This is a genomic window from Phenylobacterium aquaticum (assembly GCF_022695515.1).
In the GTDB taxonomy this organism is placed as follows: domain Bacteria; phylum Pseudomonadota; class Alphaproteobacteria; order Caulobacterales; family Caulobacteraceae; genus Phenylobacterium; species Phenylobacterium aquaticum.
The window spans coordinates 1-24,476 of sequence record NZ_JALDPT010000016.1; the positions used below are offsets into that span (position 1 = coordinate 1).

General features: G+C 69.4%; 27 protein-coding genes. 9 read left to right on the forward strand and 18 right to left on the reverse strand.

The genetic code is table 11. The features are described 5' to 3' along the window. Positions 1 to 872: protein-disulfide reductase DsbD domain-containing protein (locus MQH10_RS13015; RefSeq protein WP_272886908.1), on the reverse strand; the 872-nt coding region annotated here is incomplete at its 3' end. 122 nt (positions 873 to 994) lie between these two features. Here MQH10_RS13015 and MQH10_RS13020 point away from each other — a divergent pair. Beyond that, positions 995 to 1,387: an acyl dehydratase gene (locus MQH10_RS13020; protein ID WP_242564467.1), complete on the forward strand. Its 393-nt coding sequence runs from the start codon at positions 995 to 997 to the stop codon at positions 1,385 to 1,387. Positions 1,388 to 1,390: 3 nt separating this feature from the next. On the opposite strand, the gene MQH10_RS13025 is transcribed toward MQH10_RS13020, so the two are convergent. Further along, a complete protein-coding gene (locus MQH10_RS13025; RefSeq protein WP_242564468.1) occupies positions 1,391 to 2,188 on the reverse strand; it encodes a SapC family protein in 798 nt (265 codons plus the stop codon). 222 nt (positions 2,189 to 2,410) lie between these two features. Here MQH10_RS13025 and MQH10_RS13030 point away from each other — a divergent pair, with 222 nt between their 5' ends. Both MQH10_RS13030 and MQH10_RS13035 read left to right on the forward strand, forming a co-directional pair. Further along, positions 2,411 to 3,289 carry a MaoC/PaaZ C-terminal domain-containing protein gene (locus tag MQH10_RS13030; protein WP_242564469.1) on the forward strand — a complete coding sequence of 293 codons (879 nt, stop codon included), beginning with the start codon at positions 2,411 to 2,413 and terminating at the stop codon, positions 3,287 to 3,289. Positions 3,290 to 3,349: 60 nt separating this feature from the next. Continuing rightward, positions 3,350 to 4,192, forward strand: coding sequence for an acid phosphatase (locus MQH10_RS13035; RefSeq protein ID WP_242564470.1), 843 nt, complete (start codon positions 3,350 to 3,352; stop codon positions 4,190 to 4,192). A gap of 62 nt (positions 4,193 to 4,254) precedes the next feature. On the opposite strand, the gene MQH10_RS13040 is transcribed toward MQH10_RS13035, so the two are convergent. The 6 genes from MQH10_RS13040 to MQH10_RS13065 form a co-directional block, all read right to left on the reverse strand. Next, positions 4,255 to 4,686 (reverse strand): GNAT family N-acetyltransferase, encoded by a 432-nt coding sequence (locus MQH10_RS13040; protein WP_336605097.1) that lies wholly within the window; start codon positions 4,684 to 4,686, stop codon positions 4,255 to 4,257. Further along, a complete protein-coding gene (locus MQH10_RS13045) occupies positions 4,683 to 4,793 on the reverse strand; it encodes a GNAT family N-acetyltransferase (RefSeq protein WP_242564471.1) in 111 nt (36 codons plus the stop codon). Before MQH10_RS13045 ends, MQH10_RS13040 begins: the two co-directional genes overlap by 4 nt. Continuing rightward, a complete protein-coding gene (locus MQH10_RS13050) occupies positions 4,790 to 5,323 on the reverse strand; it encodes a GNAT family N-acetyltransferase (RefSeq protein WP_242564472.1) in 534 nt (177 codons plus the stop codon). The genes MQH10_RS13045 and MQH10_RS13050 overlap by 4 nt, the downstream gene beginning before the upstream one ends. Further along, positions 5,320 to 6,201 carry an N-carbamoylputrescine amidase gene (aguB, locus tag MQH10_RS13055; RefSeq protein ID WP_242564473.1) on the reverse strand — a complete coding sequence of 294 codons (882 nt, stop codon included), beginning with the start codon at positions 6,199 to 6,201 and terminating at the stop codon, positions 5,320 to 5,322. Before aguB ends, MQH10_RS13050 begins: the two co-directional genes overlap by 4 nt. Beyond that, entirely contained in the window at positions 6,201 to 7,208 is a 1,008-nt protein-coding gene (locus MQH10_RS13060; protein ID WP_242564474.1) for an agmatine deiminase family protein, read from the reverse strand. The genes aguB and MQH10_RS13060 overlap by 1 nt, the downstream gene beginning before the upstream one ends. Before the next feature lie 123 nt (positions 7,209 to 7,331). Beyond that, positions 7,332 to 10,670, reverse strand: a complete 3,339-nt coding sequence (locus tag MQH10_RS13065; RefSeq protein WP_242564475.1) for a TonB-dependent receptor — start codon at positions 10,668 to 10,670, stop codon at positions 7,332 to 7,334. 205 nt (positions 10,671 to 10,875) lie between these two features. Here MQH10_RS13065 and MQH10_RS13070 point away from each other — a divergent pair, with 205 nt between their 5' ends. Continuing rightward, a complete protein-coding gene (locus tag MQH10_RS13070) occupies positions 10,876 to 12,420 on the forward strand; it encodes an ArnT family glycosyltransferase (RefSeq protein WP_242564476.1) in 1,545 nt (514 codons plus the stop codon). Here the strand turns inward: MQH10_RS13070 and msrA are convergent. From msrA to MQH10_RS13100, 6 genes are all read right to left on the reverse strand, one after another. Further along, positions 12,395 to 12,973, reverse strand: a complete 579-nt coding sequence (gene msrA, locus MQH10_RS13075; protein WP_242564477.1) for a peptide-methionine (S)-S-oxide reductase MsrA — start codon at positions 12,971 to 12,973, stop codon at positions 12,395 to 12,397. The two genes, MQH10_RS13070 and msrA, sit on opposite strands and share 26 nt — an antisense overlap. A gap of 71 nt (positions 12,974 to 13,044) precedes the next feature. Further along, on the reverse strand, positions 13,045 to 13,509 hold the full coding sequence (locus tag MQH10_RS13080) for a DoxX family protein (RefSeq protein WP_242564478.1): 465 nt from the start codon (positions 13,507 to 13,509) through the stop codon (positions 13,045 to 13,047). 10 nt (positions 13,510 to 13,519) lie between these two features. After that, positions 13,520 to 14,290 carry an HvfC/BufC N-terminal domain-containing protein gene (locus tag MQH10_RS13085; protein ID WP_242564479.1) on the reverse strand — a complete coding sequence of 257 codons (771 nt, stop codon included), beginning with the start codon at positions 14,288 to 14,290 and terminating at the stop codon, positions 13,520 to 13,522. Continuing rightward, positions 14,283 to 15,128, reverse strand: coding sequence for an MNIO family bufferin maturase (bufB, locus tag MQH10_RS13090; protein ID WP_242564480.1), 846 nt, complete (start codon positions 15,126 to 15,128; stop codon positions 14,283 to 14,285). Before bufB ends, MQH10_RS13085 begins: the two co-directional genes overlap by 8 nt. A gap of 7 nt (positions 15,129 to 15,135) precedes the next feature. Beyond that, complete coding sequence (locus MQH10_RS13095; RefSeq protein WP_242564481.1) at positions 15,136 to 15,444, reverse strand: BufA1 family periplasmic bufferin-type metallophore; 309 nt, start codon at positions 15,442 to 15,444, stop codon at positions 15,136 to 15,138. Positions 15,445 to 15,528: 84 nt separating this feature from the next. Continuing rightward, a complete protein-coding gene (locus MQH10_RS13100; RefSeq protein ID WP_419720774.1) occupies positions 15,529 to 15,831 on the reverse strand; it encodes a BufA1 family periplasmic bufferin-type metallophore in 303 nt (100 codons plus the stop codon). A 173-nt stretch (positions 15,832 to 16,004) separates the two neighbouring features. On the opposite strand from MQH10_RS13100, the gene MQH10_RS13105 reads away from it, so the two are divergent. The 3 genes from MQH10_RS13105 to MQH10_RS13115 all read left to right on the forward strand — a co-directional run bounded on the left by MQH10_RS13105 (position 16,005) and on the right by MQH10_RS13115 (position 18,000). Next, positions 16,005 to 16,553 carry a sigma-70 family RNA polymerase sigma factor gene (locus MQH10_RS13105; RefSeq protein WP_336605098.1) on the forward strand — a complete coding sequence of 183 codons (549 nt, stop codon included), beginning with the start codon at positions 16,005 to 16,007 and terminating at the stop codon, positions 16,551 to 16,553. Beyond that, positions 16,543 to 17,181: an NrsF family protein gene (locus MQH10_RS13110; RefSeq protein WP_242564482.1), complete on the forward strand. Its 639-nt coding sequence runs from the start codon at positions 16,543 to 16,545 to the stop codon at positions 17,179 to 17,181. The genes MQH10_RS13105 and MQH10_RS13110 overlap by 11 nt, the downstream gene beginning before the upstream one ends. A gap of 117 nt (positions 17,182 to 17,298) precedes the next feature. Next, positions 17,299 to 18,000, forward strand: coding sequence for a YdhR family protein (locus MQH10_RS13115; RefSeq protein ID WP_242564483.1), 702 nt, complete (start codon positions 17,299 to 17,301; stop codon positions 17,998 to 18,000). Here the strand turns inward: MQH10_RS13115 and MQH10_RS13120 are convergent. The 4 genes from MQH10_RS13120 to MQH10_RS13135 all read right to left on the reverse strand — a co-directional run bounded on the left by MQH10_RS13120 (position 17,997) and on the right by MQH10_RS13135 (position 21,473). After that, positions 17,997 to 18,932 (reverse strand): LysR substrate-binding domain-containing protein, encoded by a 936-nt coding sequence (locus MQH10_RS13120; RefSeq protein ID WP_242564484.1) that lies wholly within the window; start codon positions 18,930 to 18,932, stop codon positions 17,997 to 17,999. The two genes, MQH10_RS13115 and MQH10_RS13120, sit on opposite strands and share 4 nt — an antisense overlap. A gap of 45 nt (positions 18,933 to 18,977) precedes the next feature. After that, on the reverse strand, positions 18,978 to 20,018 hold the full coding sequence (locus tag MQH10_RS13125) for a zinc-dependent alcohol dehydrogenase (RefSeq protein WP_242564485.1): 1,041 nt from the start codon (positions 20,016 to 20,018) through the stop codon (positions 18,978 to 18,980). A 100-nt stretch (positions 20,019 to 20,118) separates the two neighbouring features. Then, on the reverse strand, positions 20,119 to 20,763 hold the full coding sequence (locus MQH10_RS13130; RefSeq protein ID WP_242564486.1) for a 3-oxoacid CoA-transferase subunit B: 645 nt from the start codon (positions 20,761 to 20,763) through the stop codon (positions 20,119 to 20,121). Next, complete coding sequence (locus MQH10_RS13135; protein ID WP_242564487.1) at positions 20,763 to 21,473, reverse strand: CoA transferase subunit A; 711 nt, start codon at positions 21,471 to 21,473, stop codon at positions 20,763 to 20,765. Before MQH10_RS13135 ends, MQH10_RS13130 begins: the two co-directional genes overlap by 1 nt. Positions 21,474 to 21,596: 123 nt before the next feature. On the opposite strand from MQH10_RS13135, the gene MQH10_RS13140 reads away from it, so the two are divergent. Together MQH10_RS13140 and MQH10_RS13145 are read left to right on the forward strand one after the other, a co-directional pair. Then, positions 21,597 to 23,474, forward strand: a complete 1,878-nt coding sequence (locus MQH10_RS13140; RefSeq protein WP_242564488.1) for a monovalent cation:proton antiporter-2 (CPA2) family protein — start codon at positions 21,597 to 21,599, stop codon at positions 23,472 to 23,474. A 54-nt stretch (positions 23,475 to 23,528) separates the two neighbouring features. After that, positions 23,529 to 24,467 carry an isopenicillin N synthase family dioxygenase gene (locus tag MQH10_RS13145; protein WP_242564489.1) on the forward strand — a complete coding sequence of 313 codons (939 nt, stop codon included), beginning with the start codon at positions 23,529 to 23,531 and terminating at the stop codon, positions 24,465 to 24,467. Positions 24,468 to 24,476 lie beyond the last annotated feature (9 nt).

Genomic DNA, 24,476 nt, shown 5'->3' on the forward strand with positions numbered 1-24,476 from the left:
GCGGCGCTGGCCGGGGGCGGGCCGAGCCCGGAGGCGCCGGCGGGCGGCGTCCCGGCCTTGGCGCTGATCTCATAGGCCTTGTCGCCCAGGGCCAGCACGCCGGCGAGCGCCGCGGGCGCGCGGCCCGCCTGGAACCCGTAGGCGGGGGTCAGGGCGAGCGTCAGGCCGTCCGGACCGCGCTCGATCGCCTGGGGCTTGGCGTGGTCGATGAGGTTGCCCTCATAGGGATAGAAATAGGCGCCGGCGAGATCGGCGCCCTTGAGCGCCGGCCCGGTGACCGCCAGGGCGACGCCGGCCGGCTTCACCGCGAACACGGCGTCGAGCCCTCCGGGCTTCGGCGCGTCGGCCAGGGCCTTGGCGATCTTCGGTCCCCAGGTCGCATCCGGATCGGGGGCGCCGGCGGTGACCGGCAGGGTGAGGCTGAGATCGGCGTCCTCGGGCACGCAGACATCGGCGCAGACCAGCATGGCGGCCGTGGCCTTCAGGGTGACCGTGGTCCCCGGCTGGGCGGTCTTCGGCGCGGTGATGGCGACCGGCAGCAGAACCTCGCCCTGATAGCCGTAGTTCATCAGCGGTCCGGTCGGATGCCGGCCCGGGGTCGCCCAGACGATGTCGCCGGCGGTGAAGCCGGTCGGCAGGGTCCAGTCGAGGCGGGTCGCCTCGCCGGAATCGCCGGAATTGCGCCAGTAGGTGTGCCAGTCCTTCTGGATCTGCTGGCGCAGGGCGACGTGGATGGTCCCCCCTGGCGTGATCCCGCGGCTGTCGGCGACCAGCTCGGCCTGGACGTGGCGGACCGGCTGGGCCGCCGCCGGGGCGGTGAGGATCAAGGAGAGTCCGAGGATCGCGACGACCCTGGCCAGAAAACGCATCATCCGCAGCCCCATTGAACCTGCCTGCTATATGGCGCTGGAACCGTGTTCCGCAAAGCGCTCGACTTGTCGTGCAAGGCGGCCATCATCGACGAATCAGATGATCCGCCACGGGAGGCGCCCCGGTGCCCGCGAGTTTCGACGAAATTGAGATCGGACAGGTGGTGTCGCTCGGCGACGTCCGCGTCGAGTCGCGTGCGCTGGAGGCCTTCATCTCCGCCTTCGCTCCGGGCTGGCCGGCCGAACGCGGCGCGCCCGACGCCATGGTGTACGCGCTCTGGGCCCGTGTGGATGCGGCCGCGACCATGGGCTGGCCCCAGACCAAGCGCCTGGGCGTCGACGCCCTGCGCTGGGTGCGCAATCCGCCCGCCGGGGAATCCCTGCGCGGACGCATGACGGTGATGGGCAAGGACCCCGTGGGCGACGGCAAGGGCATCATCATCGCCCAGCACGATCTGCTCGACGAAGCGGGTCGGCTGGTTTTCTCCTGCCTGACCCGCAGCGTCTTTTCGCGTTAGCCCCTAGGCGTTGGCCGCCTGGGTGGCCTGGAAGTTCTTGTAGACCTGCAGGGCGATGAGCTTGTCCCAGCCGGTCAGCGAGATCAGGTGGGCGTAGATCTGCATCAGGGCGCCGTTGTCGCGCAGCTCGACCAGCTTCTCCGGCGGCAGAGCGTTCAGCTTCTCTTCCGACACGCCATAAAACTCGGCGATCGTCTGGGTCTCGCCGACCGTGCCGTCGAAATTGGCCGGGGTGTGGGTGGCGGTCTTCAGCTCGAACAGGTCCAGGTCCTTGAGCATCTGGACGAAGTTCGTCGTGCGCTGACGCTCGACCTCGTAGTTGTTGCAGAACTCGATGCAGTTCTGGGTGTACTCGGTCGGGGTGTTGTCGGCGTTGAAGAACGCCATCTCGCCGCCCTCGACGATGAACTCGGCGGCGCGGTCGATGCACAGGATCATCTGGCCGGCGGCGGCGTCGTTGGCGAACACGAACGGATAGCGGCGGATATAGGCCGGCACATAGACGCCCGGCTCGAACAGGCCGTCGTCGCGCAGGAACAGATTGTCCTCGGCGTTCAGACCCATCACCGCCAGGGGCAGCTTGTCCTCGCCGACGAAGATGATCGGGCCCGACACGGCGGCGAGGGAGAATTCGGTCACGGCCAGCGGCACGGCGTGGCCGGTCTTGGCGAAGCCGAAGGGACCGTCCATCCGCTTCACGCCCAGGCCCTTGTGCATGTCGGGCGAAAGCGGCTCGGGCTTCGAATAGAACAGCACGTTGCCGGAGATCTCGCCGCCGGGGGTAAGCTTGGTGTCAGCCATGGAATGCCTTCGCGGGTCCTGGGCGCTGGAAGCGCGGAATGGGTGGGGCGGGCGGACTTTAGCCTTCGACGGGTCCATCCTCGCGGGGTCCGCGCTTCTAGCCGATCGCAGGGGACCGGGCAAATCCGCTCGCGCGCCGCTTGCTTCCCCAGGACCGAACCGCTTCAATCCCGGGCATAGGAAAGACGCCGATTAAGGCCGCCTAGCGGAGGAAACATTTTCATGCCGATCTATTATCCCGACATTCTCGACCAGAAGACCGCGCCCCGGACGTTCAGCTACGGGGACAAGGACGTCATGCTCTATGCGCTCGGCGTGGGCATGGGGGCCGACCCCATGAACACCCAGGAGCTGCCCTTCGTCTATGAGAAGGGCCTGAAGGTCATCCCGACCGCCGCCACCGTGCTGGCCACCGGCCTGCGCGGCTCCGGGCCTGCGCCGGAAATGCCCGCCGGCCATCGCCCCAGCCAGATCAATTTCCTGATGGTCGTCCACGGCGAGCAGAAGGTGGAGCTGCACAAGCCGCTTTCGTCGTCCGGGACCTACACCGCCCAGGGCCGCACCGTCGGCGCCTATGACAAGGGCGAGGGCAAGGGCGCCGTCATCATCAATGAGACGGTGTGGACCGACGACAAGGGCGAGAAGGTCGCCACCCTGACCGGCTCCACCTTCGCCCGCGGCGACGGCGGCTTCGGCGGCCCGTCGGAAGGCGCGCCCGAGCCGCACGCGGTTCCGACCCGCGCGCCGGACCTGTCGGTGGACTTCACCACCCGCGAGGATCAGGCCCTGCTCTACCGCCTGAACGGCGACCGCAATCCGCTGCACTCGGATCCGGATGTGGCCGCCAAGGCCGGTTTCCCGCGGCCGATCCTGCACGGGCTGTGCACCTACGGCATTACCTGCCGCGCCGTGCTGCAGGCGATCACCGACTTCGATCCGGACCAGATCTATTCGCACCAGGCCCGCTTCTCGGCCCCGGTCTTCCCCGGCGACACCATCACGGTGGACCTGTGGAAGGACGGCAAGAACATCTCCTTCGAGGCGCGGGTGAAGGCCCGCAACGCGACGGTGATCAAGAACGGCCTGACCGTCCTGCGCTGATCGCAACCCCGGCGCCCGGACCCGTTCCCTTGAGGGGCGGGTCCGGTCTATGGGAGAGGGATGATCCGTCTCTCCAAGCCCCTGGCCGCCACGGCCGCCGCCGCGGCCCTGACCCTGGCGCTCGGCGCCTGCTCGGCCCTGCAGCCCGTGATGGGCGCCTTCAAGCCGGCCGCCGCGCCGGTCGACGCCTCGCTCGCCGGGCCTGCCCCCACCAAGCTCACCGGCTATCTCACGGCCCAGGACATCGACGGCAAGGCCCTGCTCGGCCCGCCGCCGGCCCCCGACAGCCTGCGCGGCCAGGCCGACCGCGACGCCTACCTCCAGACCCGCAGCCTGCAGGGATCGCCCCGCTGGACCCAGGCGATCCGCGACAACGACATCTGGGCCGGCGGCGCCCTGGAGCGCTATTCCTGCGCCACAGGGGTCGAGATCGGGGCCAAGACCACCCCGGCCGTCTGGAAGCTGCTGCACCGGATCGAGCTCGATGTCCGCACGGTCGGGACCCCGGCCAAGGACTTCTACAATCGCAGCCGGCCGATGATCGGCGACGACCGGCCGATCTGCATCCCCCGGGAGGGCTGGATGAAGACCAACGCCTCCTACCCCTCCGGCCACGCCATGGTCGGCTGGTCCTGGGCCCTGGTGCTGTCCGAGATCCGCCCCGCCAACACCGACGCCCTGCTGGCCGCCGGCAAGGCGATCGGCGACAGCCGTTGGATCTGCGGCGTGCACTATCAGAGCGACGTCGAGGCGGGCCGGACCCTGGGCGCCGCCATGGTCGCCCGGCTGCACGCCGAGCCGCAGTTCCAGGCCGACTTCGCCCAGGCCAAGGCCGAGCTGGCCAAGGCGCCGAAGCGGACCGCGGCCTGTTCCGCCGAGGCAGCGACTTCACCCACTTCTTGAACAGGTATCGTTTAGGCGCCGAACGGACGCCGGATTCCTTTTAAGATACTGAATAATAACAATTATTCTGAATCTTCGCGCCGCCTGACATAGGCGACGCAGGGCCGGCCGGGATCGTCCGGCGGAGACTCCGGCCAGTCGAAATCCCGCGCCGGGTCATGGACGAAGCCGGCCCGGGTCATCACCGCGCGGGAGCGGGCGTTGATGGCCATGGTGATGGCGGTGATCTCGGGAAAGCCCAGGCGCTCGAACCCGTCGCGGGCGACGGCGCGGGCCGCCTCCGAGGCGTAGCCCTGGCCCCAGGCCGCCCGGGTGAGGCGCCAGCCGATGTCGATGAAGGCGCCGAGCGGCAGGCCGCGCCGGCCCGGCATCAGGCCACAGGCGCCCAGGAAGGCGCCGTCAGCCTTGGCTTCGATCGCAAAGCGACCCATGCCGGCCGCCTCGAAGCTGAGCTCGGAGCGGCGCATATAGCTCAGCGCCTCGTCTCGGGTCATGACCCGCCCAGCCAGCGCATGACCTCCGGGTCCGCGCTCATGGCGGCGAAGGGGTCGAGGTCCTCCGACCGCCAGCGTCTCAGGATCAGGCGGTCGGTCTCGATCATCGGCCTATCGCATAGACCACATGAGCGCGGAGCGGATGATCCTCGGCGAGCTTCGGATGGTCGAAGTCGCGGCTCGGATCCGGGCGCATCCCGATCTTCCGCATCACCGCCTGGGAGGCCAGGTTGCTGCGCGCCGTAAAGGCGATGAGTTCGTCGAGGTCGAGGTTCGCGAAGCCCCAGTCGCGGGCGGCCGCCGCGCCTTCGGTCGCCAGGCCCGTGCCCCAGGTCTCCGGGGCGAGACGCCAGCCCATCTCCACGGCCGGGCCCAAGGGCAGGGCGTCGGCCTTCACCGTCACCAGGCCGATCAACCCGACGATCCGCCGCTCGGCCTTGAGCTCGGCGGCCCAGAAGCCGAAGCCGTGCTCGGCGACATGGGCGTTGATTCGGTCAGCCATGGCGTCGCTGGCCGCCCGGTCCTGGGTTCCGGCCAGCCAGGCGCCGACGCGCGGATCGCCATTGACCGCCGCCAGCTCCGCGCGGTCCTTGTCGCTCTCGATGGCGCGCAGGATCAGGCGGGGCGTCTCGATCATACGGTCGGCCGCGGACTGGCCAGCGCCCCGTAGAGGTCGGAACGGCGGTCGCGGAAGAAGCCCCAGGCCGCGCGGTGGCGGGCCAGGTAGTCGAGATCGAAGGTCGCGGTCAGCACCCCCTCCTCCTCGGCCCCGAAGGCCGCGACCAGGTCGCCGCGATGGTCGGAGATGAAGGAGTGGCCGTAGAAGCCCTGGCCGCCGCCGGGATAGTTTTCCCAGGGCTCGAAGCCGATGCGGTTGGCGCCGACCACCGGAATGACATTGGAGACCGCATGGCCCTGCATGGCGCGGCGCCACGGCAGGGCGGTGTCCAGGGTGGGATCATGCGGCTCGGTGCCAATGGCGGTGGGATAGAGCAGCACCTCGGCGCCCATCAGGGCCATGGCGCGGGCGCATTCCGGGTACCACTGGTCCCAGCAGATGCCGACGCCCACCTTGCCGAAGCGGGTGTCCCAGACCTTGAATCCGGTGTCGCCGGGGCGGAAGTAGTACTTCTCCTGATAGCCGGGGCCGTCGGGAATGTGGCTCTTGCGGTAGAGGCCCATGACCCCGCCGTCGGCGTCGACCATCACCAGGCTGTTGAAATAGTGCGGGCCCTCGCGCTCGAAGATCGAGATCGGCAGCACCACGCCCAGCTCGGCCGCCAGGGGGGCGAGGGCGGTCACGCAGGGGTGCTCGCGCCAGGGATGGGCGGTCTCGAACCAGCGCTCCTCCTGGGTCACGCAGAAATAGGGGCCCTGGAACAGCTCGGACGGCAGGATGACCTGGGCGCCCTGGGACGCCGCCTGACGGATCAGGTCCTTGGTGCGGGCGATGTTGTCCGCCAGGTCGAGGCCATAGTGGGTCTGGAGCGCGGCGACCGAGATCGTGCGGGCCATCAGGCGGGCTCCTGCTGGGTGATGCAGTGGAACGAGCCGCCGCCGGTCAGGATGGCGTTCGACGGCAGGCCGATCACGGCGCGGTCGGGGAACAGGGCCTGGAGGCCCTGCAGCGCCAGGTCGGCGGCCTGGCCCGGCTCATAGACCGGCATGACCACGGCCTTGTTGCCGATGATGAAGTTCATGTGGCTGGCCGGGGCGGCGCGGCCGTCGGCCCCCTCGATCCAGCCGGGCGAGGGGATGCGGACCACCTTCAGCGGCCGGCCGTCGGCGTCAGTCGCCTCGCCGAGGCGGCGCGCGCAATCGTCATAGGCCTCGACGTTCAGATCGCCGCGCCCCCAGGCCACGGGGCAGACCACGACGCCGGGCGCGACGAAGCGGGCCAGGTTGTCGACGTGGCCGTCGGTATGGTCGTTGGCCAGGCCCTCACCCAGCCAGATCAGCTTGCGGGCGCCGAGCGCCTTGGCGAGCGCCGCCTCGGCGGCGGCCTGGGTCCAGCCGGTGTTGCGGTTGGGGTTCAAGAGGCATTGGCCGGTGGTCAGGATGGTCCCGGCCCCGTCGTGGTCCAGGGCGCCGCCCTCCATGATCAGGTCGTTGGCGACGAGCGGGGTGGCGGAGGCGGTGGCGATCTGGCCGGCGACCTCCTCGTCATGGTCCATGACGTACTTGCCGCCCCAGCCGTTGAAGCGGAAGCCCTGGGCCACGGCGCCGTTCGGGCCCTTGGCGAAGATCGGGCCGGTGTCGCGCAGCCAGATGTCGCCGAACCGGCCGGGGACGATCTCGATCCCGGCGACATCGCCCAGCAGGGCGCGGGCGGCGGCCTCGCCCTCCGGAGAGCCGGTCATCAGGCGCACATGCTCGGCGCCGGGGCCGGCCAGGGCCCGGGCGAGCGCCGCGACCTCGCCCTGGGCGACCGGCAGGTCTTCCTGCCAGAGCTCCTCGTGGCTCGGAAAACCCAGCCACATCGCCTTGTGGGGCGCCCATTCGGCGGGAACGGTCAGGGTCATGCGATCCTCGAAGGTGTTGGACGGGGGCAGATGGGCGGCTGCGGCCGCAACGTCAAGCGCCCATAAGAAAGGGGGCGGCCCGTCGCCGGACCGCCCCCCAGGTCTTGACGTCAGATCAGACGCTTAGAACTCGTAGCGCAGGCCGACCTGGACGTACCAGAGCGACAGCGGCGTGTTCGTGGTCTTGCTGACCGAGGTCGGCACCTGCGAGTAGCGATAGCGCGGGCAGGCGGCGCTGGTGGTCGGGACGGCGGCGCCGTTGGCGTCGGCGCAGTCGACCCGGGCCAGGGTGGTGATGTCGGAGTACTCGGCGACGCGGCCCCAGCTGTTGTTCAGCAGGTTCAGGACGTTCCGCACATCCAGGTTCACCTTGAACTTATGCCCTTGGATCGGAGAGGGCAGTTCCTGGCTGAGCTGCATGTCCAGACGGCCGATCGGCGCGTTGTCGTTGGAGTACTTCTGAACCAGCTGGTTGTTGGGCAGCTTGAAGTTCGTCACGTAGCGCTTGAAGTTGTCGTAGTCCGCCTGGGTGGCGAAGGTCACCAGACCGACATTGAGGTCGGCCGGGTTGGTGTCACCCTTGAAGTCCGGAACATAGAGCAGTTCCGACTGGCGGTTCACGCCGAACACCGGGCCGCGGCCCGAAGCGCGATCCTGCATGGCGAAGCCGAACGGGCGACCGTCCTGGCGTTCCGCGAACAGGCTGATGCGGGTTTCGTTGTCGCCGAAGAAGGCGTGATGATAGCCGAACTCGATCTTGTAGCGGTTCGGGATCTCGTAGACCGAACGGCCCAGATAGTCGCGGTTCGGGTCATTGCCCGACATCACGCCGGCGTAGAGCGAACCGGCCGTGGTGCCGAAGAAGACGCCGCCGCCGGTGTCCTTCATCTCCTGGTGGGCGTAGCCCACGAGCAGATCGCCACCCCAATCCCAGGACTTCGAGAGCGCCACCGAGGCGGTGTAGCTGTGGCCCTTGTTGGTGTTGTCGACGATGATGTCGCGGTTCGAGCCGAGGTTGGTCGAGCTCTTGCCCGCCACCGTGCCCAGGCCGTCATAGCGGATCCGGCCGTCCGGCAGGAACTGCTGCACGCCGTTGACCATCAGGGGCTGAGCCTTGGCGTCGTAATAGGTGATTTCGTGGTTCACCTCGACGGCCACGAAGTCGCCCTGCACGGCCCAGCCGTCGCCGAAGCGCCAGTTGCCGGACAGGAACAGCTTCCATTGGCTCGGCAGCTGGAAGGACGGCGCGAGCGCGATCACTTCACCGGTCGACGGAATGGTCGGGGTGCCGGTCAGGGTGCCCTGCTGCAGCGCCTTCACCTGGGCCTGGATCTGATAGCCGAAGTTCGGATCGCTGAAGAGGTTGTCCAGGGCGGTCGAACCGATGGCCTGGGTGAAGCCGCCGGTGCCGGTGGTTTCGTTGAAGCCGGTGGCCGTGCGCTGGATGTCGATGCCGGTGGTGGCGTAGCCGGTGTTGTAGAACGGCGCGCCGGTGAGCACGTCAGGCGTGCCGCCGGAGAACAGGCCCAGGCCCGCGTTGAAGCGCAGGTTGGTGGTCGGGGTCCATTCCGCCGAAACGCGCGGCATGACGATCTGCAGACCGTCGATGGTCTTCTGGTTGGTGTAGCCGTTCCGGTTCACGAAGTTCGGGTTGAGGATCGGCTTGTCGCTTTCCTCGTAGCGGTCGATCCGCACGCCGGCCGCGACCTTCAGGTTCTCGGTGATGCGCAGGGTGTCCTGGCCGTAGAGGCTGAAGGTCCAGTAGGGCGAGTTGTAGGCCGCGTCGTTCGGGTTGCCGCTGATCGCGTTGGAATAGATCAGCTCGCTCGCCTTGCCGGCTTGGAAGTCGGCGACCGAGTCGAAGTAGTACTGGCCGCGCGAGTTCGGGACGAAGATGTCGTAGGGCTTCGCCTGGCGGGCCTGGACGCCGACCTTGAAGACGTTGTCGTCAAGCGCGTACTCGGCCTGGGCCTGATAGCGATATTCCTGCTCGCGCAGGGCGTTGGCGTGACGGAACTGGTCCGGGCCCCAGCGCACGGTGTCGAAGCCGGCGGCGCAGCTGGTCAGGGTGGCGTCCGAGGTCGGCGCCAGGCAGACGCGGACATCGGAATAGTTCTGGCCGCTCGGGGGCAGCTGCTGGTTGTTGTAGTCGCGATAGGTCGCCTTGACGAAGGTGCTCAGGCGATCGGTCCAGTGCGAGTTCAGCTCGAAGGTATAGGCCTCGTCCGAGTTGAACTGGGTGTACCAGTGCGAATCCAGCGACGCGGTGGTGGCGCTGAGGTCGGTCCGCTGGATCGAGGACGATTCCGCGTAGCGATAGGTGAAGCTGGCGCGGTGGGCGTCGGTGATGTTCCAGTCGATCTTGGCCGAGTACTTCTTGTCGGTGACCGGCTTGACCGGGCTCACCGAACCCAGGGTGAACTTGCTGGCGTACTTGGTGTTGTAGATGTTGACGACGTTGTCGATCTGCGACTGGGTCAGGCCGTTGGCGAAGGCCGTGCCGGCGCCCGAGCCGGGGACGCCGAACAAGGTGGCGTCGATCGTCTCGTAGTTTTCATAGGACAGGGCGAAGAACAGGCGGTCCTTGATGATCGGGCCGGAGAGGAAGGCGCCGTAGTTCTTCTGGCTGATCGCCTGCTTGATGCGCGCGTCCTCGGTCTTCTTACCGACCAGGCCGTCGTTCAGGTAGTTGTCGAACACCACGCCATGGAACTCGTTGCCGCCGGAGCGCAACACCAGGTTCAGGGCGCCGCCGACGAAGTCGCCGTTCTGCACGTCGGTCGGCGCCGCCGCGACGGAGAACTGCTCGACGGCGTCGAGTGTGACGGGGCCGCGCGCGGTGGTCAGACCACCCTGGGCAAGACCGAAGTTGTCCTGAGCCGCCACGCCGTCGACGGCGATGCGGTTGTAGCGGGGGTTGGAGCCGGCGATCGAGACGCCGCCGCTGTTAGTGCCGGCGCGACCGCCGGAGAGATCCTGGGCCACCAGCATGTCGCGACGGGCGAGGTCACGCGGGTCGCGGTTGATCGTCACGATGGTCTTGATGGCGTTCTGATCGAGGACCGTCTTGGGGCCCTGGTCGCTGTTGCGGTTGCCCGAGCCGGTGACGACGAACTCTTCGACTTCGGCGAGATCGACGTTCAGCTTGAGGGTCTGGCCGACCTGCAGGAACACATTCTTGTAGACCTTGGTGGGGAAGCCCTGGGCGGTGACCGTCACCGTGTAGGGGCCGCCGACCCGCAGACCGCGGAGGTCGAAGGCGCCGGCGTCGACCGCCGTGACGGCTCGGGTGCCGGACGGCGTGTGCACCACGGTGACGCTGGCCTTGTCGACCGGCGCGCCATTGGCGGTGATTTCGCCGTGCACGGCCGAGGTGGTTTCCTGGGCGTACATCGCCGAGGACATGGCGCAGACGAGGGCGGTCAGAGCCGCGCCGCCCGCAAGCCTTTTCATATAGGTCATGTGTGGAATCCCCTCCATCGATCATCGGAGGCCGCCAGCCCGGGCCACCTCGAATTGTGGCCCCTATAGCCCGGATTTGGCCACAATGGGTGACGGTTTTGTTACGCTCGTACAGAGTCGTGACAGTGCTGCCAGAAAGACACGCATCGCCCTTTACAAGCCGAGGGGCTCGGGGCCAGGGTCCGCGCCGTTCCGGGAGAGGCGCTTGGCCCGCAAATCTTTATCCGTACAGGGATTGAGCCCCGAGGCCCGCGCGGTTCTGTGGATCGCGGGCGGTCTGACCCTGGTGCGATTGGTCGCACTGTTTTCGACCAGACTGGAGCTCTACCCCGACGAGGCCCAGTACTGGCTTTGGTCGCGGCGCCCGGATTGGGGTTATTTTTCCAAGCCGCCCCTGATCGCCTGGGCGATCTGGCTCACCACGCGGCTGGGCGGCGACTCGGAGCCGTGGGTGCGACTCGCCGCGCCTTTCTTCCATCTGGGCGTGACCCTGGCCGCCGCGCGAATCGGTCGTCGGCTCTATGGACCGGGCGTCGGCTTCGCGGCCGCGGCGATCTATGCCCTCACCCCGGCGATCCAGCTGTCGTCCATGGTGATCGCCACCGATGCGCCCCTGCTCTTCTTCCTGAGCCTCGCCCTGGTGACCTATGTGGAGATGGCCGCCGCCGAGGGGCGCGCCCGGACCCTGTGGGCCGCCGGCCTGGGCGCCAGCATCGGCCTGGCCTTCCTGTCCAAGTACGCCGCCCTCTACGCCGTGGTCGGACTTGGGCTGCATCTGGGCCTGTCGCGGGAGGCGCGCGACCGATGGACCCTGCCCGCGGTCCTGGCGGCCATCGGCGCCTGCGGCCTGGTCCTCGCCCCCAACCTCGCCTGGAACGCCGCCCACGGATTCACGACCCTGCGCCACACCGCGGCCAACGCCGACTGGGGCGGCGGGCGATGGTTCAACCTTGTGGGCCTGGGCCAGTTCCTCGCGTCGCAGTTCGGGGTGTTCGGCCCGATACCGTTCGCCGTGCTGATCGGCGGCTCGGCCCTGGCCGTCGCGCGGCGCAAGGTCAGCGCGGCGGACCTGACGCTCATGTGTTTCGCCCTGCCGCCGCTGGCCATCGTCTCCGTCCAGGCCCTGATCAGCCGGGCCAACGCCAACTGGTCCGGCGCCGCCTATGTGGCCGGCGCGATCCTGGTCGCCGCCTGGCTGACCCGCTGGCGGGCGCGGGGCTGGCTGATCGCGGCGATCACCAGCCAGGCGGTGATCGCCGCCCTCTTCCTGGCCTGCGTGCTCAACCCGGCCTTCGCCGAGAAGATCGGCATGGCCAACGCCTTCAAGCGGGCCAAGGGCTGGGACGCCACCGTCCAGGCGATCCTCGACCGGGCCCGCCACGATCGCAGCCTCACGGCCATCGCCGTCAACGACCGGTTCCTGTTCAACGCGGCGAGCTATTACGGCCGCGATTTCCTGAAGAGCCCGGGCGCCCCGCCCCTGCGCATGTGGGTGCGCGGGGCCGCACCGCGCAGCCAGGCCGAGGCGGTCGATCCCCTGACCCAGGCCGAGGGCGGCCGGGTGCTGGCCGCCAGCCTGGACAAGCTGTTCCTGGACGAGATGACGGCGGATTTCCGCGGCGTTTCGGACCGCGAGATCACCAGCGTCTGGCTGGACCGCGACCACCGCCGCCGCACCGTGACCTTCATCGGCCAGGGCTTTCAGCCCCGGCCGCGCGATCCGGTCAGCGGCCTCCCCACACCGCCTTGAGCCGGGCGTCGCGGCCGCAGCCAGTGCGATAGGCGCCATAGGCGATCGGGTTCTTGCGGGCGTAGTCCTGGTGATAGTCCTCGGCCATCCAGAAGGTGGAGGCGGGCAGGATGGTGGTGGCGACCGGCTTCTTGAGCGCCTTGGCCACCTGGGCCTTCACCTGCTCGGCGGCGGCGCGCTCGGCCGGATCGGCCACGAAGACGGCGGTGTGATAGGACGGCCCGAAGTCGCAGATCTGGCCGTTGGGATCGGTGGGGTCGATGTGGTGGAAGAAGGCGTCCACCAGCTGCGGATAGCTGACCTTGGCCGGGTCATAGGTGACCTTGATCGATTCCAGGTGCCCCTCGTGGTTCTCGTAGGTTGGGCGCTGCAGCTTTCCGCCCGAATAGCCGACCACCACCGACTTGACCCCCGGGGTGTGCTCGATGTCGTGCTCGGCCGACCAGAAGCAGCCGCCGGCGAAGATGGCGGTCTTGTAGGCGTCGGCCGCGGGGGCGGCGCCCGCCACGGCGAGGGCGGCGACGCAGGCGGCGAGAAACAGCGGGCGGTTCATCGGAAACTCCAGGTCAGGTCTGCACAGGGTCTACGAAGCCGGAGGGCGACAGGATGCTCCGGCCCCACGCATCAATCCAGCTTGAACAGCCGGTCCAGGCTGAAGCGGCCGCCGCCGCGGGCGATCAGATAGATCAGCAGGCCCGCCCAGCTGAGATGGGTCGGCCAGGCGTCAGGATAGACGAAGACCTCGATCACCGTCGTCATGCCCAGGAAGGCCAGGGCCGAGAACCGGGTGAACAGCCCCAGGACCAGCAGGATCGAGAACAGGTGCTCGGAATAGGTCGCCAGGTGGGCGGCGATGTCCGGCGGGATCAGGGGGACGCGATAGTCCTCGCGGAACAGGGTGTAGGTCCCGTCGGTGATGTGCAGCAGGCCGTCGACCTTGCTGCGGCCGGACATGAAGAACACCCCGGCCACGCCGAGCCGGGTTACCAGGGCGATGGCGTCCTCCGGGACCAGGCGCTGGGCGAGCTGGTTGAACGTGCGGATCGGGTTCGCGAGCGGCGCCGCGGCGGCGGGGGCGAGGTCGGTCATGGATGGGCTCCTAGGCGGATAGCGAGCGCAGGGCGGCGAAGGCGCCCGCGGCGATGAGGTCGGCGAACAGGGCCGCGAGATCGAGGCCGGGCTCGGCGGCCAGCGCGGCGGCGGCGGCGAGCGCCAGGGGCTGGCCCTGGCGGCAGGCGGCGAGGAAGGCGAAGCCGCCGGCGGTGAGCGGACGGATCGCCACCTCCAGGGCCGGCCGCAGGATCAGCACCGCCGAAGGGGCGTCATTCAGCTCCAGGGCCTCAGGCGGGGTCGCGGCGCGCAGGGCGATCCACAGCCCGGCCAGGCCGTCGGCGAAGCCCGCGACCGTGGCGCTGGGATGCAGGTCGGCCGCGGTCGCCGCGAAGGCCTCGGCGTCAAGGGCCGCGAAGGCGGCGGCGCCTAGCGGTGACGCGTCGGCGGCCAGATGGGCGCGGGTCCAGGCGAGGTCGAGCCGGGCGAGATCGGCCAGGAACGGCATGTCGTCGGCCGGCGGAAAGGTCGTCAGCCAGTCGGGAAAGGCCTGGCCGTAGTCCAGCAGGCTCGGCCGCGCGGGCGGATGCTCGGCGGCGTGGCGCACGCCGGCCGCGGCCAGCCAGTCGGCGCCGCACACCCGCTCCACGCTGGGGAAATTGGCGACGATGGCGTCGGCGCAACCCTTGGCCACGGTGTTGCGATAGACGCTCAGGCCCGCGGCCCCGGCCTCGGCGTCCTCCCACCAGGGCAAGAGGGCGTCAGGGTCGCCGGCCAGGGCGGTCGTAAAGGCGTCCTGGAAACGGGTGAGCTCACGCATGGACGGGCGCCTTCAGGATCGCGGCGGCGCGGTCGCGCTCGGCCATCAGCTCGGCGAAGGCGGGGATGTTGTCGTCGCGCTCGATCAGGGTCGGGCGCGGGCCGATGCGGTCGATCAACCGGTCGAACAGGGCCCAGACCGGCTCGGCGACCGGCGCCCCGTGGGTGTCGATGAGCAGGGCTTCGCCCAGACGTTCGTCGGCGGCGTGGCCGGCCAGATGGATCTCGCCGATGGCCTTGGCCGGCAGGGCGTCGAGATAGGCGTGGGCCGAATAGCCGAGATTATGGGCGCTGACCGCGACATTGTTGACGTCGACCAGCAGACCGCAGCCGGTCAGGCGGGTGAGCTCCGCGAGGAACTCGGTCTCCGACAGCTCGTGGCCCTTGAGCGGCATATAGAGCGAGGGGTTCTCGATGAGGACCGGGCGGGCGAGCGCGTCCTGCATGCGGGCGATGTTGTCGGCGATATGGACGAGCGCCCCGCGGGTCCTCGGGAAGGGCAGCAGGTCGGGGGCGTAGGCGCCCCGCCGTGTCGACCAGGCCAGATGCTCGGAGACCACGAAGGGCTGATAGCGGTCGGCCAGGCGGCGCAGGGCCGCCAGGTGGGCCAGGTCCGGCGCCTCGTCGGCGGCGAGGGACAGGCCCACCCCGTGCAGGGACAGGGGGTGATCCGCACGGATGGCGTCCAGCCAGGCGAGCCGGGGCCCGCCTTCAGCCATGTAGTTCTCGGGATGAACCTCGAACCACAGCCCCTCCGCCCCGCAGGCGAGCGCCTCGGCGTAGTGCTGGGGCTTGAGGCCCAGACCCGCGGTGGGGTGGGCGGAGGGGGGAAGGGTCATGGCGGGATCAGGCCTTGGGGGCCAGGGAGCCCATGCCGTGGGGCGTGCGGATCGACAGGCAGGTCCCCTTGGCGACGCGCTTATAGACATGGCCGTCATAGTCGGCCTTCGCGGTCCCGGCGCAGGTCGTGCCGGCGCCGGCCTTGCAGTCGTTCTCGCCGGCGCGGGCGACGCCGTAGCACCGCTCGGTGGTGAGCAGCTTGGGGATCTGGGCGAGCCGGGCCATCTGGCCCGCCTGGGCCGCACCGCTGGAGAGCGCGATCAGGCCGGCGGCGAGGAGGCCCGCCTTGGCGAAGGTCTTGGGGGTCGGAGACATCAGGGCGTTTCCTGGGGTTCTGGGAACGGGTCGGCGGCGTGTCCGGCGGGCCCTGGGGCCCGCCGTCCGCCGCGCTGGACCGGATCAGGCCTTGGGGGTCAGCGAGCCCATGCCCTTGGGGGTCTTGATGGTGACGCAGGTGCCCTTGGCGACTTCCTTGAAGGCCTTGCCGTCATAGTCGACCTTGGAGGTCCCCGCGCAGGTGGTGCCGGCGCCGGCGGCGCAGTCGTTGTGGCCGGCGAGGGCGACGCCGAAGCACTTCTCGGTCTCACCCGGCTTCTTGGCCATCATGCCGCCGGACATCATGTTATTCTCGGCGGCCAGCGCGACGCCGCCGGTCAGGGCGGCGATGGCGACGGCGGCGAGGGTGGTCTGGGCGAAGTTCATCTGGGTCGTTCCTTCAAGGGTGGGTCATTGCGGCGACCGATCCTGTTTGGCGTCGGTCGAGGAGATAGTTCGCGGGCCGTCCGGCGAAGGTTACGGCGAGACGCAGATTTTCTTTGTCGTCGGCTCATGTAACCCTTGGCCCACATCGTCCGTATTCAAGGAGAATCGCCCGCGTGGCCGCTGAGCTCGAGGACCGCCTGAAGGCCTTGATGCTGCGCGGCCAGGCCGGCGACGCCGCCGCCTGGCGCGAGCTTCTCACCCTGTTGGGCGGGCGCCTGCGCGCCTATTTCGCCCGCCGCATGGATCGCAGCGCGGCCTCGGACGTGGAGGATCTGGTGCAGGAGACCCTGCTGGCGGTGCATCGTCGCCGCATGACCTATGATCCGACCCAGCCGTTCACGGCCTGGGCCCACGCGGTCGCGCGCTACAAGCTGATCGACCACTGGCGGCGCAACCGGATCCGGCAGCACGTGCCGATCGACGACGTCGCCGAGTGGCTGACCGAGCCGGAAACCGAAAGCCCCTCGGCGCGCGGGGATCTGGACCGGGTGCTGTCGAGCCTGCCGGAGAAGCAGCAGAGGCTGGTGCGCGACGTGAAGATCGAAGGGCTCAGCCTGGCCGAGGCGGGCGCGCGGATCGGCCTCAGCGAAGGCGCCGCCAAGGTCAGCCTGCACCGCGCCCTCAAGGCGCTCATTTCAAGGAACAGCGGCGTTGAAGACTGACGACCTGATCGAGGCCCTGAGCATGGACGTGACGCCGGAGGCCGGGGTCCGCCCGCGCCTGGCGCTCGCCGCCGGCGTCGGGGCCCTGGTCGCGCTCGCCCTCGTGGTCCTGTGGCTGGGCTTCCGGCCCGACTATCCGCAGGCGTTCGGCAAGCCGATGTTCTGGATGAAGGCCAGCTATGCCGCCCTATTCGCCCTGGCCGGCTTCTGGTGCGTCGAGCGGCTGTCGCGGCCGGCGGGATCGGGGCGCAAGGGCCTCGCCCTGGCGCTCAGCGTGTTCGCGGTGATGGCGGCGATCAGCATCTGGCGCTGGACGAGCACGGCGCCGGACGCCCGCATGCCGCTGTTGATGGGCCACTCCTGGCGGGTCTGCCCGCGCAACATCCTGACGCTGGCCCTGCCCATGCTGGCCGTCACCCTGGTGGTGGTGCGCAATCTGGCCCCCACCCGACTGGCCCTGGCCGGAGCGGCGGCGGGGCTGTTCTCCGGCGGGGTCGCGGCCCTGGTCTACGGCCTGCACTGCCCGGAAAGCACCATGCCCTTCGTCGCCGTCTGGTACAGCCTGGGCATGCTCGCCCCCGCCGCCATCGGCGCGGCCCTGGGGCCCTGGGTGCTGCGCTGGCGGTAGGCCCGATGGGTGAGTTTGGCTCACCCATAGCGACGCGATCGCGTTTGTCGGCGAGCTGAGCCGGCGGGCACGACGGGGCGACGGATCCAGCCGGATCCGACCGCCCGGGAGCCCGCCATGCTGAAAGCCCTCTTGTCCTCCGTATCGATCCTCGCCGCCGGACTGGCGGCGGGGACCGCCCACGCCCAGACCGGCGCCCATTCGACCGGTCGCGATCTCTACGCGATCGTGGTCGACCGCGACCTGCCCGCCATCGCGCCGCGCGCCCTGGTGATCCGTCGGTTCAAGGCGCTTGCGCCCGACTACCGCGCGATCGCGGGGCTGCGGACCAAGTATTTCTACATCACCGCCCAGCGCACCCGCGGCGGCATCTATCTGTGGGACAGCCGGGCCGCGGCCGACGCCTATCTGGCCAGCCCCTATTTCAAAGATCTGGCGGCCCAGTCGAAAGGCCGGCTGGACGTCTGGCGCTTCGACATCCCGGTGGCGATCAATGGGCCGGCGGCGGGATCGCCGGCGCTGGCCGAGGGCAAGGCCGTCGCCCGTATCGTGCGCATCCGTCCCCCGGCGGGGACGCCCGCGGCGGCGATCCGGGCCGGCTTCGACCAGGCGGTCCCCGCCTATGAAAAGACGCCGGGCCTGATCCACAAGTGGTTCTCGATCGCCGAGGACGGCCGCTTCGGCGGGATCTATCTGTTCGAAAGCGCGGCGGCTGCAGACGCCTGGTTCAGCCCCGCCTGGCATGATCGGGTGCGCAAGACCTATGGCGTCGACGGCGAGGTCACGGCGTTCGACGCGCCGGTGGTGGTTGAGAACTAGGCTTCCTCGCCCCCGGCGTGGGCGGATCTCAGCCGCGCATAGCGGACGGCGTCGGCCCGGAGCTCCTGACGGATCCACCGGACGAAGGCCTGGATCGCTTCGCGGCTGCGGTCCTCGCGCCGGTGGACGAGGACATAGCTTCCGGCGCTGACCGGGGCCGAGGCGAACGGCGTGACCAGCCGTTCCGCCTGAGGCGCATCCCAGACCAGGGGATCGAGGCCCAGCATCACGCCGCGGCCGTGGGCCGCCAGATCCAGAGCCGCCGGCAGGGTGTCGACCGTGACGCCGCCGCGGGGCTCCAGCCCCTCGAGCCCCTGCCCCCTGAGCCAGTCTCGCCAGCCGTCGGGGCGTGCCGAGATATGGATGAGCGTCGCCTCGGTGAGGTCGGCCGGCGATTTCAGACCGGCGGCCACGGCGGGCGCGCAGAGCGGGGCGGCGCGCAGGTCCAGGAGCTTGTGACTGATCAGGCCACCCGGCGACCGGCTGGCGTTGCGGATCGCCAGATCCACCGGATCGCGGTCGAAATCGACGATCCGGTTGGGCGTGTCGATCTGGATGGCGACGCCGGGATGGCGCGCCTCGAACCGGTGCAGCCGGGGGATCAGATAGACGGAGGTGAACAGCGGCAGGGCGCTGATCCGCAGGACGGCGGTCGTCTCCTCCGCACGGACCTCGGCGAGGGCCCGGTCGATGTCGCCGAACGCCTGGTTCAGGCGCGCCGTCAGCCGGCGCCCGGGTTCGGTCAGCCGCAGCTGGCGGGTCTCGCGCACGAACAGCGGCGCGCCGACCCAGTCTTCGAGGATGCGCACCTGATGGCTGACGGCCGAGGCGGTGACCCCGAGTTCACGCGCGGCGTCCTTCAGGCTTTCGAGCCGACCGGCCGCCGCGAAGGCGCGCAGGCTGGCCAGGGGCGGCGGCGGTCGGGCGGTCATCGCCGGACGCTAGACCATCAGGCGCGGTCCGCAAGACGTCGGCGGTCAGTCCGCCGCCTCGCACCGGAAGATCAGCTTCGGACCGGGATCGGTCATCAGATCGGCCGCGTCGGCGAAGGTCGCGACCCGATGGGTCACGTCCTGCGGATGGAAGCGGCCACAGGCGATGCAGTCGAGGGCCTGGGGAAAGATCGGTCGCGACTGCACACGGCCCGTATGGAAGGTGATCCCCTTGTAATAGGCGCGGGTCAGCGGCACGGCGGTGAGCGCGCCCAGATGGATCGCCATGCTGGTCAGGACGCCGTTGGGCGCACAGGAGCGGATGGCGAAGCCCAGGGCGGCTTCGGTTCCGGCGGCCTCGGCGACAATATCGAACGGCTGGTCGGGCTGGCGGCCCTCGGCGAGGGCCAGGGGTTCGGCCTCGGCGCCCATGGCGCGGGCGCGATCGCGGCGGCCGGCGTCGTCGTCCAGATAGAGCACCCGGCCGGCGCCCAGGGCCACGGCGGCGCCGGCGGCATAGAGGCCCACGCTCTGGGCCAGGCCCCCGATCACCAGCACCGTCGCCCCCGGCCGCTCAGCCAGCTGCGGTCCGACGGCGCGCCAGCCGTCGGCGATGTTGTCGGAAAGACTGGCGGCGACCACCGGGTCGACCCCGGGCGGCAGCGGAACCAGCATATGGTCGGCGAAGGGGACATGGATCAGGTCGCTGAGCGCGCCGCCGAAATCCCGGCCCGAGGTCGGGGCTAGGCCATAGGCGGCGGCGAAGGGATAGGCCTCGCAGGCGTTGGTCCAGCCTTTGCGGCACGTCGCGCAGCGACCGCAGGACAGTTGGAACGGCACCACCACCCGGTCCCCGGGCGACACGCCGGCGGCGTCGCCGGCCTCCACCACCTCGCCCACGGTTTCATGGCCGAAGGCGAAGGGACCCGGATAGGTGCTGACGAAGCCGGTGGCGATATAGAGGTCCAGGTCGCACCGGGCGACGGCCAGGGGCCGGACGATGGCGTCCGTGTCGGCGGCCAGCCGCGGGGCCGGCACGTCCCACCACTCCAGGCGGCGGGGTTCGATGAAGGTCAGTTGGCGCATGGGGCTTCCTCCGTCACACCGGAGCAGTAGCCCCGCGCCGCAGGCGCCTCACATGAGTTCTATCGCGGACGGATGAACTTCATTCACCCGTCGAGGCCGCTCAGCCCAGGGCCACCTCGAAGGGCGCTTCGGTCTTGGCGACCACTTCGTCCAGGGTGACGCCGGGGGCGAGTGCGATCAGGGCGACCGGGGTCTTGCCGCGGTTCACCTGGAAGACGCCCAGGTCGGTGACCACCATGTCGACCACGCCCGCGCCGGTGAGCGGCAGGGAGCAGGCCTTGACCAGCTTGGCCGCGCCCGACTTCTCGGTGTGCTCCATGACCACGACCACGCGCTTGACGCCCGCGACCAGGTCCATGGCCCCGCCCATGCCCTTGACCATCTTGCCCGGCACCATCCAGTTGGCGAGGTCGCCATTGGCGGCCACCTGCATGGCGCCCAGGATGGAAAGGTCGATATGGCCGCCGCGGATCATGGCGAAACTGTCGGCCGAGCTGAAATAGGAGGAGCTGGGCAGCTCGGTGATCGTCTGCTTGCCGGCGTTGATCAGGTCGGCGTCCTCCTCCCCCTCATAGGGGAAGGGCCCCATGCCCAGCATGCCGTTCTCCGACTGCAGGGTGACGCTCATGCCGGCGGGGATGTAGTTGGCGACCAGGGTCGGGATGCCGATGCCGAGGTTCACATAGAAGCCGTCGCGCAGTTCCTGGGCGGCGCGGGCCGCCATCTCGTCTCGGGACCAGGCCATTAGGCGGACTCTTTCGTGCGGACGGTGCGCTGTTCGATCCGCTTCTCAAAGCTCGCGCCCTGGAAGATGCGGTCGACATAGACGCCCGGCGTGTGGATGTGGTCCTTGTCGATCGAGCCGACCGGAACCAGGTGCTCGACCTCGGCGATGGTGACCTTGCCGGCGGTGGCCATCATCGGATTGAAGTTCCGCGCGGTCTTTCGATAGACGAGGTTGCCCTCGGCGTCGCCGGTGTGAGCCTTGACGATCGACAGGTCGGCGGTCAGGCCGCGCTCCATCACATAGAGCTCGCCGTCGAACTCGCGGACCTCCTTGCCCTCCGCCACCAGGGTGCCGACCCCGGTCTTGGTGAAGAAGGCCGGGATGCCCGCCCCGCCCGCGCGGATGCGCTCGGCGAGCGTGCCCTGCGGGTTGAACTCCAGCTCCAGCTTGCCGGAGAGATAGAGCTCGGCGAACAGCTTGTTCTCGCCGACGTAGGAGGAGATCATCTTGCGGATCTGTCCGGCGCCGAGCAGCACGCCCAGGCCGAAGCCGTCGATCCCGCAATTGTTCGAGATCACCGTCAGGTCCTTGACCCCGGTCTCGCGGATCGCCGCGATCAGGTTTTCGGGAATGCCGCAGAGGCCGAAGCCGCCGGCCATGATGGTCATGCCGTCGAACAGCACCCCGGAGAGCGCTTCGACCGCGTCCTTGCGTACCTTGTCAGCCATGCCGATTTCTTACGCCGCACTGCAGCATTTGAAAACCTACCTAACGGAAATCCGCTGCGCGAATCCGCAAACCTCGGTCCATAGTCGCCCCATGCTCACAAACGCCCGTCCGGACACCCAGCCATGAACGGCGAAGGCCTCCTGATCCAGGCCCTGGTCTATCTGACCGCGGGCGTCGTCTCGGTGCCGATCGCCAAGCGGCTGGGGCTGGGCTCGGTGCTCGGCTATCTGGTGGCCGGGATCATCGTCGGCCCCTTCATGCTGAACCTGGTCGGCGAGCAGCACGACGTGATGCGGTTCGCCGAGTTTGGGGTGGTGATCCTGCTGTTCCTGATCGGGCTGGAGGTGCGTCCCGCCCTGCTGTGGCGGATGCGGACGGCGATCTTCGGCCTGGGCGGCGGCCAGCTGGTGGTCACCGCCCTGCTGATCGCGGCCTGCGCGGTGATGTTCGGCCTGACCTGGAAGCTGGCGGTGGCGTCGGGCCTGGTGCTGGCCATGTCGTCCACCGCCATCGTGCTGGCCAATCTGGAGGAGAAGGGCCTGCGCCAGGGCCCGGTGGGCGAGGCGACCTTTGGCGTCCTCTTGTTCCAGGACCTGGCGGTCATTCCGCTGTTCGCCTTCCTGCCCCTGCTCGCCACCATTCCCCATGCGGTCGAGGCCAGCGCCAATTCGACCCTGCTGGCCGGCCTGCCCGGATGGCTGAGGGCCGTCGCGATCTTCGCGGCGGTCGGCGCCGTGGTGGTGGGCGGGCGCTATCTGACCCAGCCGATCTTCCGCTTCATCGCCGCCGCGCGCCTGCGCGAGATCTTCACCGCCTTCGCCCTGCTGCTGGTGGTGGCGGTCGCCGCCCTGATGCAGCTGGTCGGCCTGTCGCCGGCGCTCGGCGCCTTCCTGGCCGGGGTGGTGCTGGCCGAGAGCGAGTTCCGCCGCGAGCTGGAGACCGACATCGAGCCGTTCCGCGGCCTGCTGCTCGGCCTGTTCTTCATCACCGTGGGCGCGGGCCTCGACTTCGGGGTCGTCGCCCGCCAGCCCTTCATGCTGCTGGGCCTGGTGGCCGGCGTCATGATCCTGAAGGCGCTCGCCATGTTCGCGGTCGGCCGCCTGGCCAGGATGAGCCAGCGCGAGGCCGCCACCACCGCCGTGGCGCTGGCCCAGGGCGGGGAGTTCGCCTTCGTGCTGCTGACCTTCGCGGTGGGCGCCGGGGTGATGGGCGGGGAGCTGGCGAAGCTGATGTCGGCGGTCGTGGCGGTGTCCATGGCCTTCACCCCGCTCGCCTTCCTGGCCTATGAGGTCATGGTGCTGAACCGGGCCAATCCCGAGGGGCCGGAGCCGGAGCACATCCCCTTCGACGAGAAGGACCCGGAGGTGATCATCGCCGGCTATGGCCGGTTCGGGCAGATCGCCAGCCGCCTGCTCATCGCCAACGACATCTCGACCGTCACCCTGGATTCCAGCATCGAGCAGATCGACCTGCTGCGCCGGTTCGGCCGCAAGGTGCACTATGGCGACGCCAGCCGGCTGGACCTGCTGCGGGCCGCGGGCGCGGAGAAGGCCAAGATCCTGCTGGTGGCGATCGACGACCAGGACAAGGCCGTCGAGATCGTCGAGGCGGCGCGGGAGGCCTTCCCCCACCTGACGATCCTGGCCCGGGCCTTTGACCGCCGCCATGCCTATGACCTGCTCAAGAAGGGCGCCCACGGGGTGGAGCGCGAGACCTTCGAGGGCGGGCTGAAGTTCGGGGAACGCACCCTCAAGCACCTGGGCTTCTCGGCCAAGCGGGCGGCCAAGGCCGCGGCCATCTTCCGCAAGCACGACATCGCCTCCTTCGAGCGCCTGGCGCCGGTCTGGGGCGAGGAGCGCTACATCCTGGCCAGCCGCGACGCCGCCGAGACCATGGAGCGGCTGCTGCGCGCCGACCTCGATCAGATGGAGATCGACGACGAGGAGGAGGCCGAGGCCGCCGCCAAGGTCGAGGCCGCGCGGGCGGCGCGCGCGTCGTGAGGCGAATTTGATCCAGGTCTGGAGGCCGGGCGTCCGCGGGTGTAGGGGAGCGGCATGACCACCCTCGACACCATCACGCCGGTCTCGTTCCGGTCCTTCGCCGCTGATTTCGCAGGCTTCTCGCGCGACCTGGGCGACTCCTTCGCCAAGTACGGCTTCGCCGTGATCTCGGACCACGGGCTGGACCAGGGCCGCATCGAGGCCGCCATCGCCACGGCCAAGGCCTTCTTCGCCCTGCCGGAGGAGGTCAAGCGCGCCTATGTGGTCGGGACCGGCGGCCAGCGCGGCTACACCCCGTTCGGGATCGAGACGGCCAAGAACCACGAACACTTCGACCTGAAGGAGTTCTGGCACATGGGCCGCGACCTGCCGCCCGGCCACCGCTACGCCGGGATCATGCCGCCCAATGTCTGGCCGTCAGAGGTTCCCGCCTTCCACGCCGACGTCGCCTGGCTGTTCCAGGCGCTGGACGCCATGGGCGTGAAGGTGCTGGAGGCCATCGCCGAATATCTGAAGCTGGACCGCCATTTCTTCGACGCCACGGTGGCCGACGGAAATTCGATCCTGCGGCTGCTGCACTATCCGCCGGCGCCCTTCGACGGGCCCAATATCCGGGCCGGGGCGCATGAGGACATCAATGTCATCACCCTGTTGCTCGGGGCGGAAGAGGCCGGGCTGGAGGTCTTGCGGCGCGACGGGACCTGGCTGTCGATCAGCCCGCCGCCCGGCGCGCTGGTGGTGAACATCGGCGACATGCTGCAGCGGCTGACCAACCACGTCCTGCCGTCCACCACCCACCGGGTGGTCAATCCGGCGCCGGAGCGCCGGGGTTTCCCGCGCTATTCGACGCCGTTCTTCCTGCACTTCAATCCGGACTACGAGATCGCCACCCTGCCCGCCTGCGTCAGCCCCGAGCGGCCGGACCTCTATCCGCAGCCGATCACGGCCGACGAATTCCTTCGGGAGCGGCTGCGCGAGATCAAGCTGCTGTAGGCGGCAGGC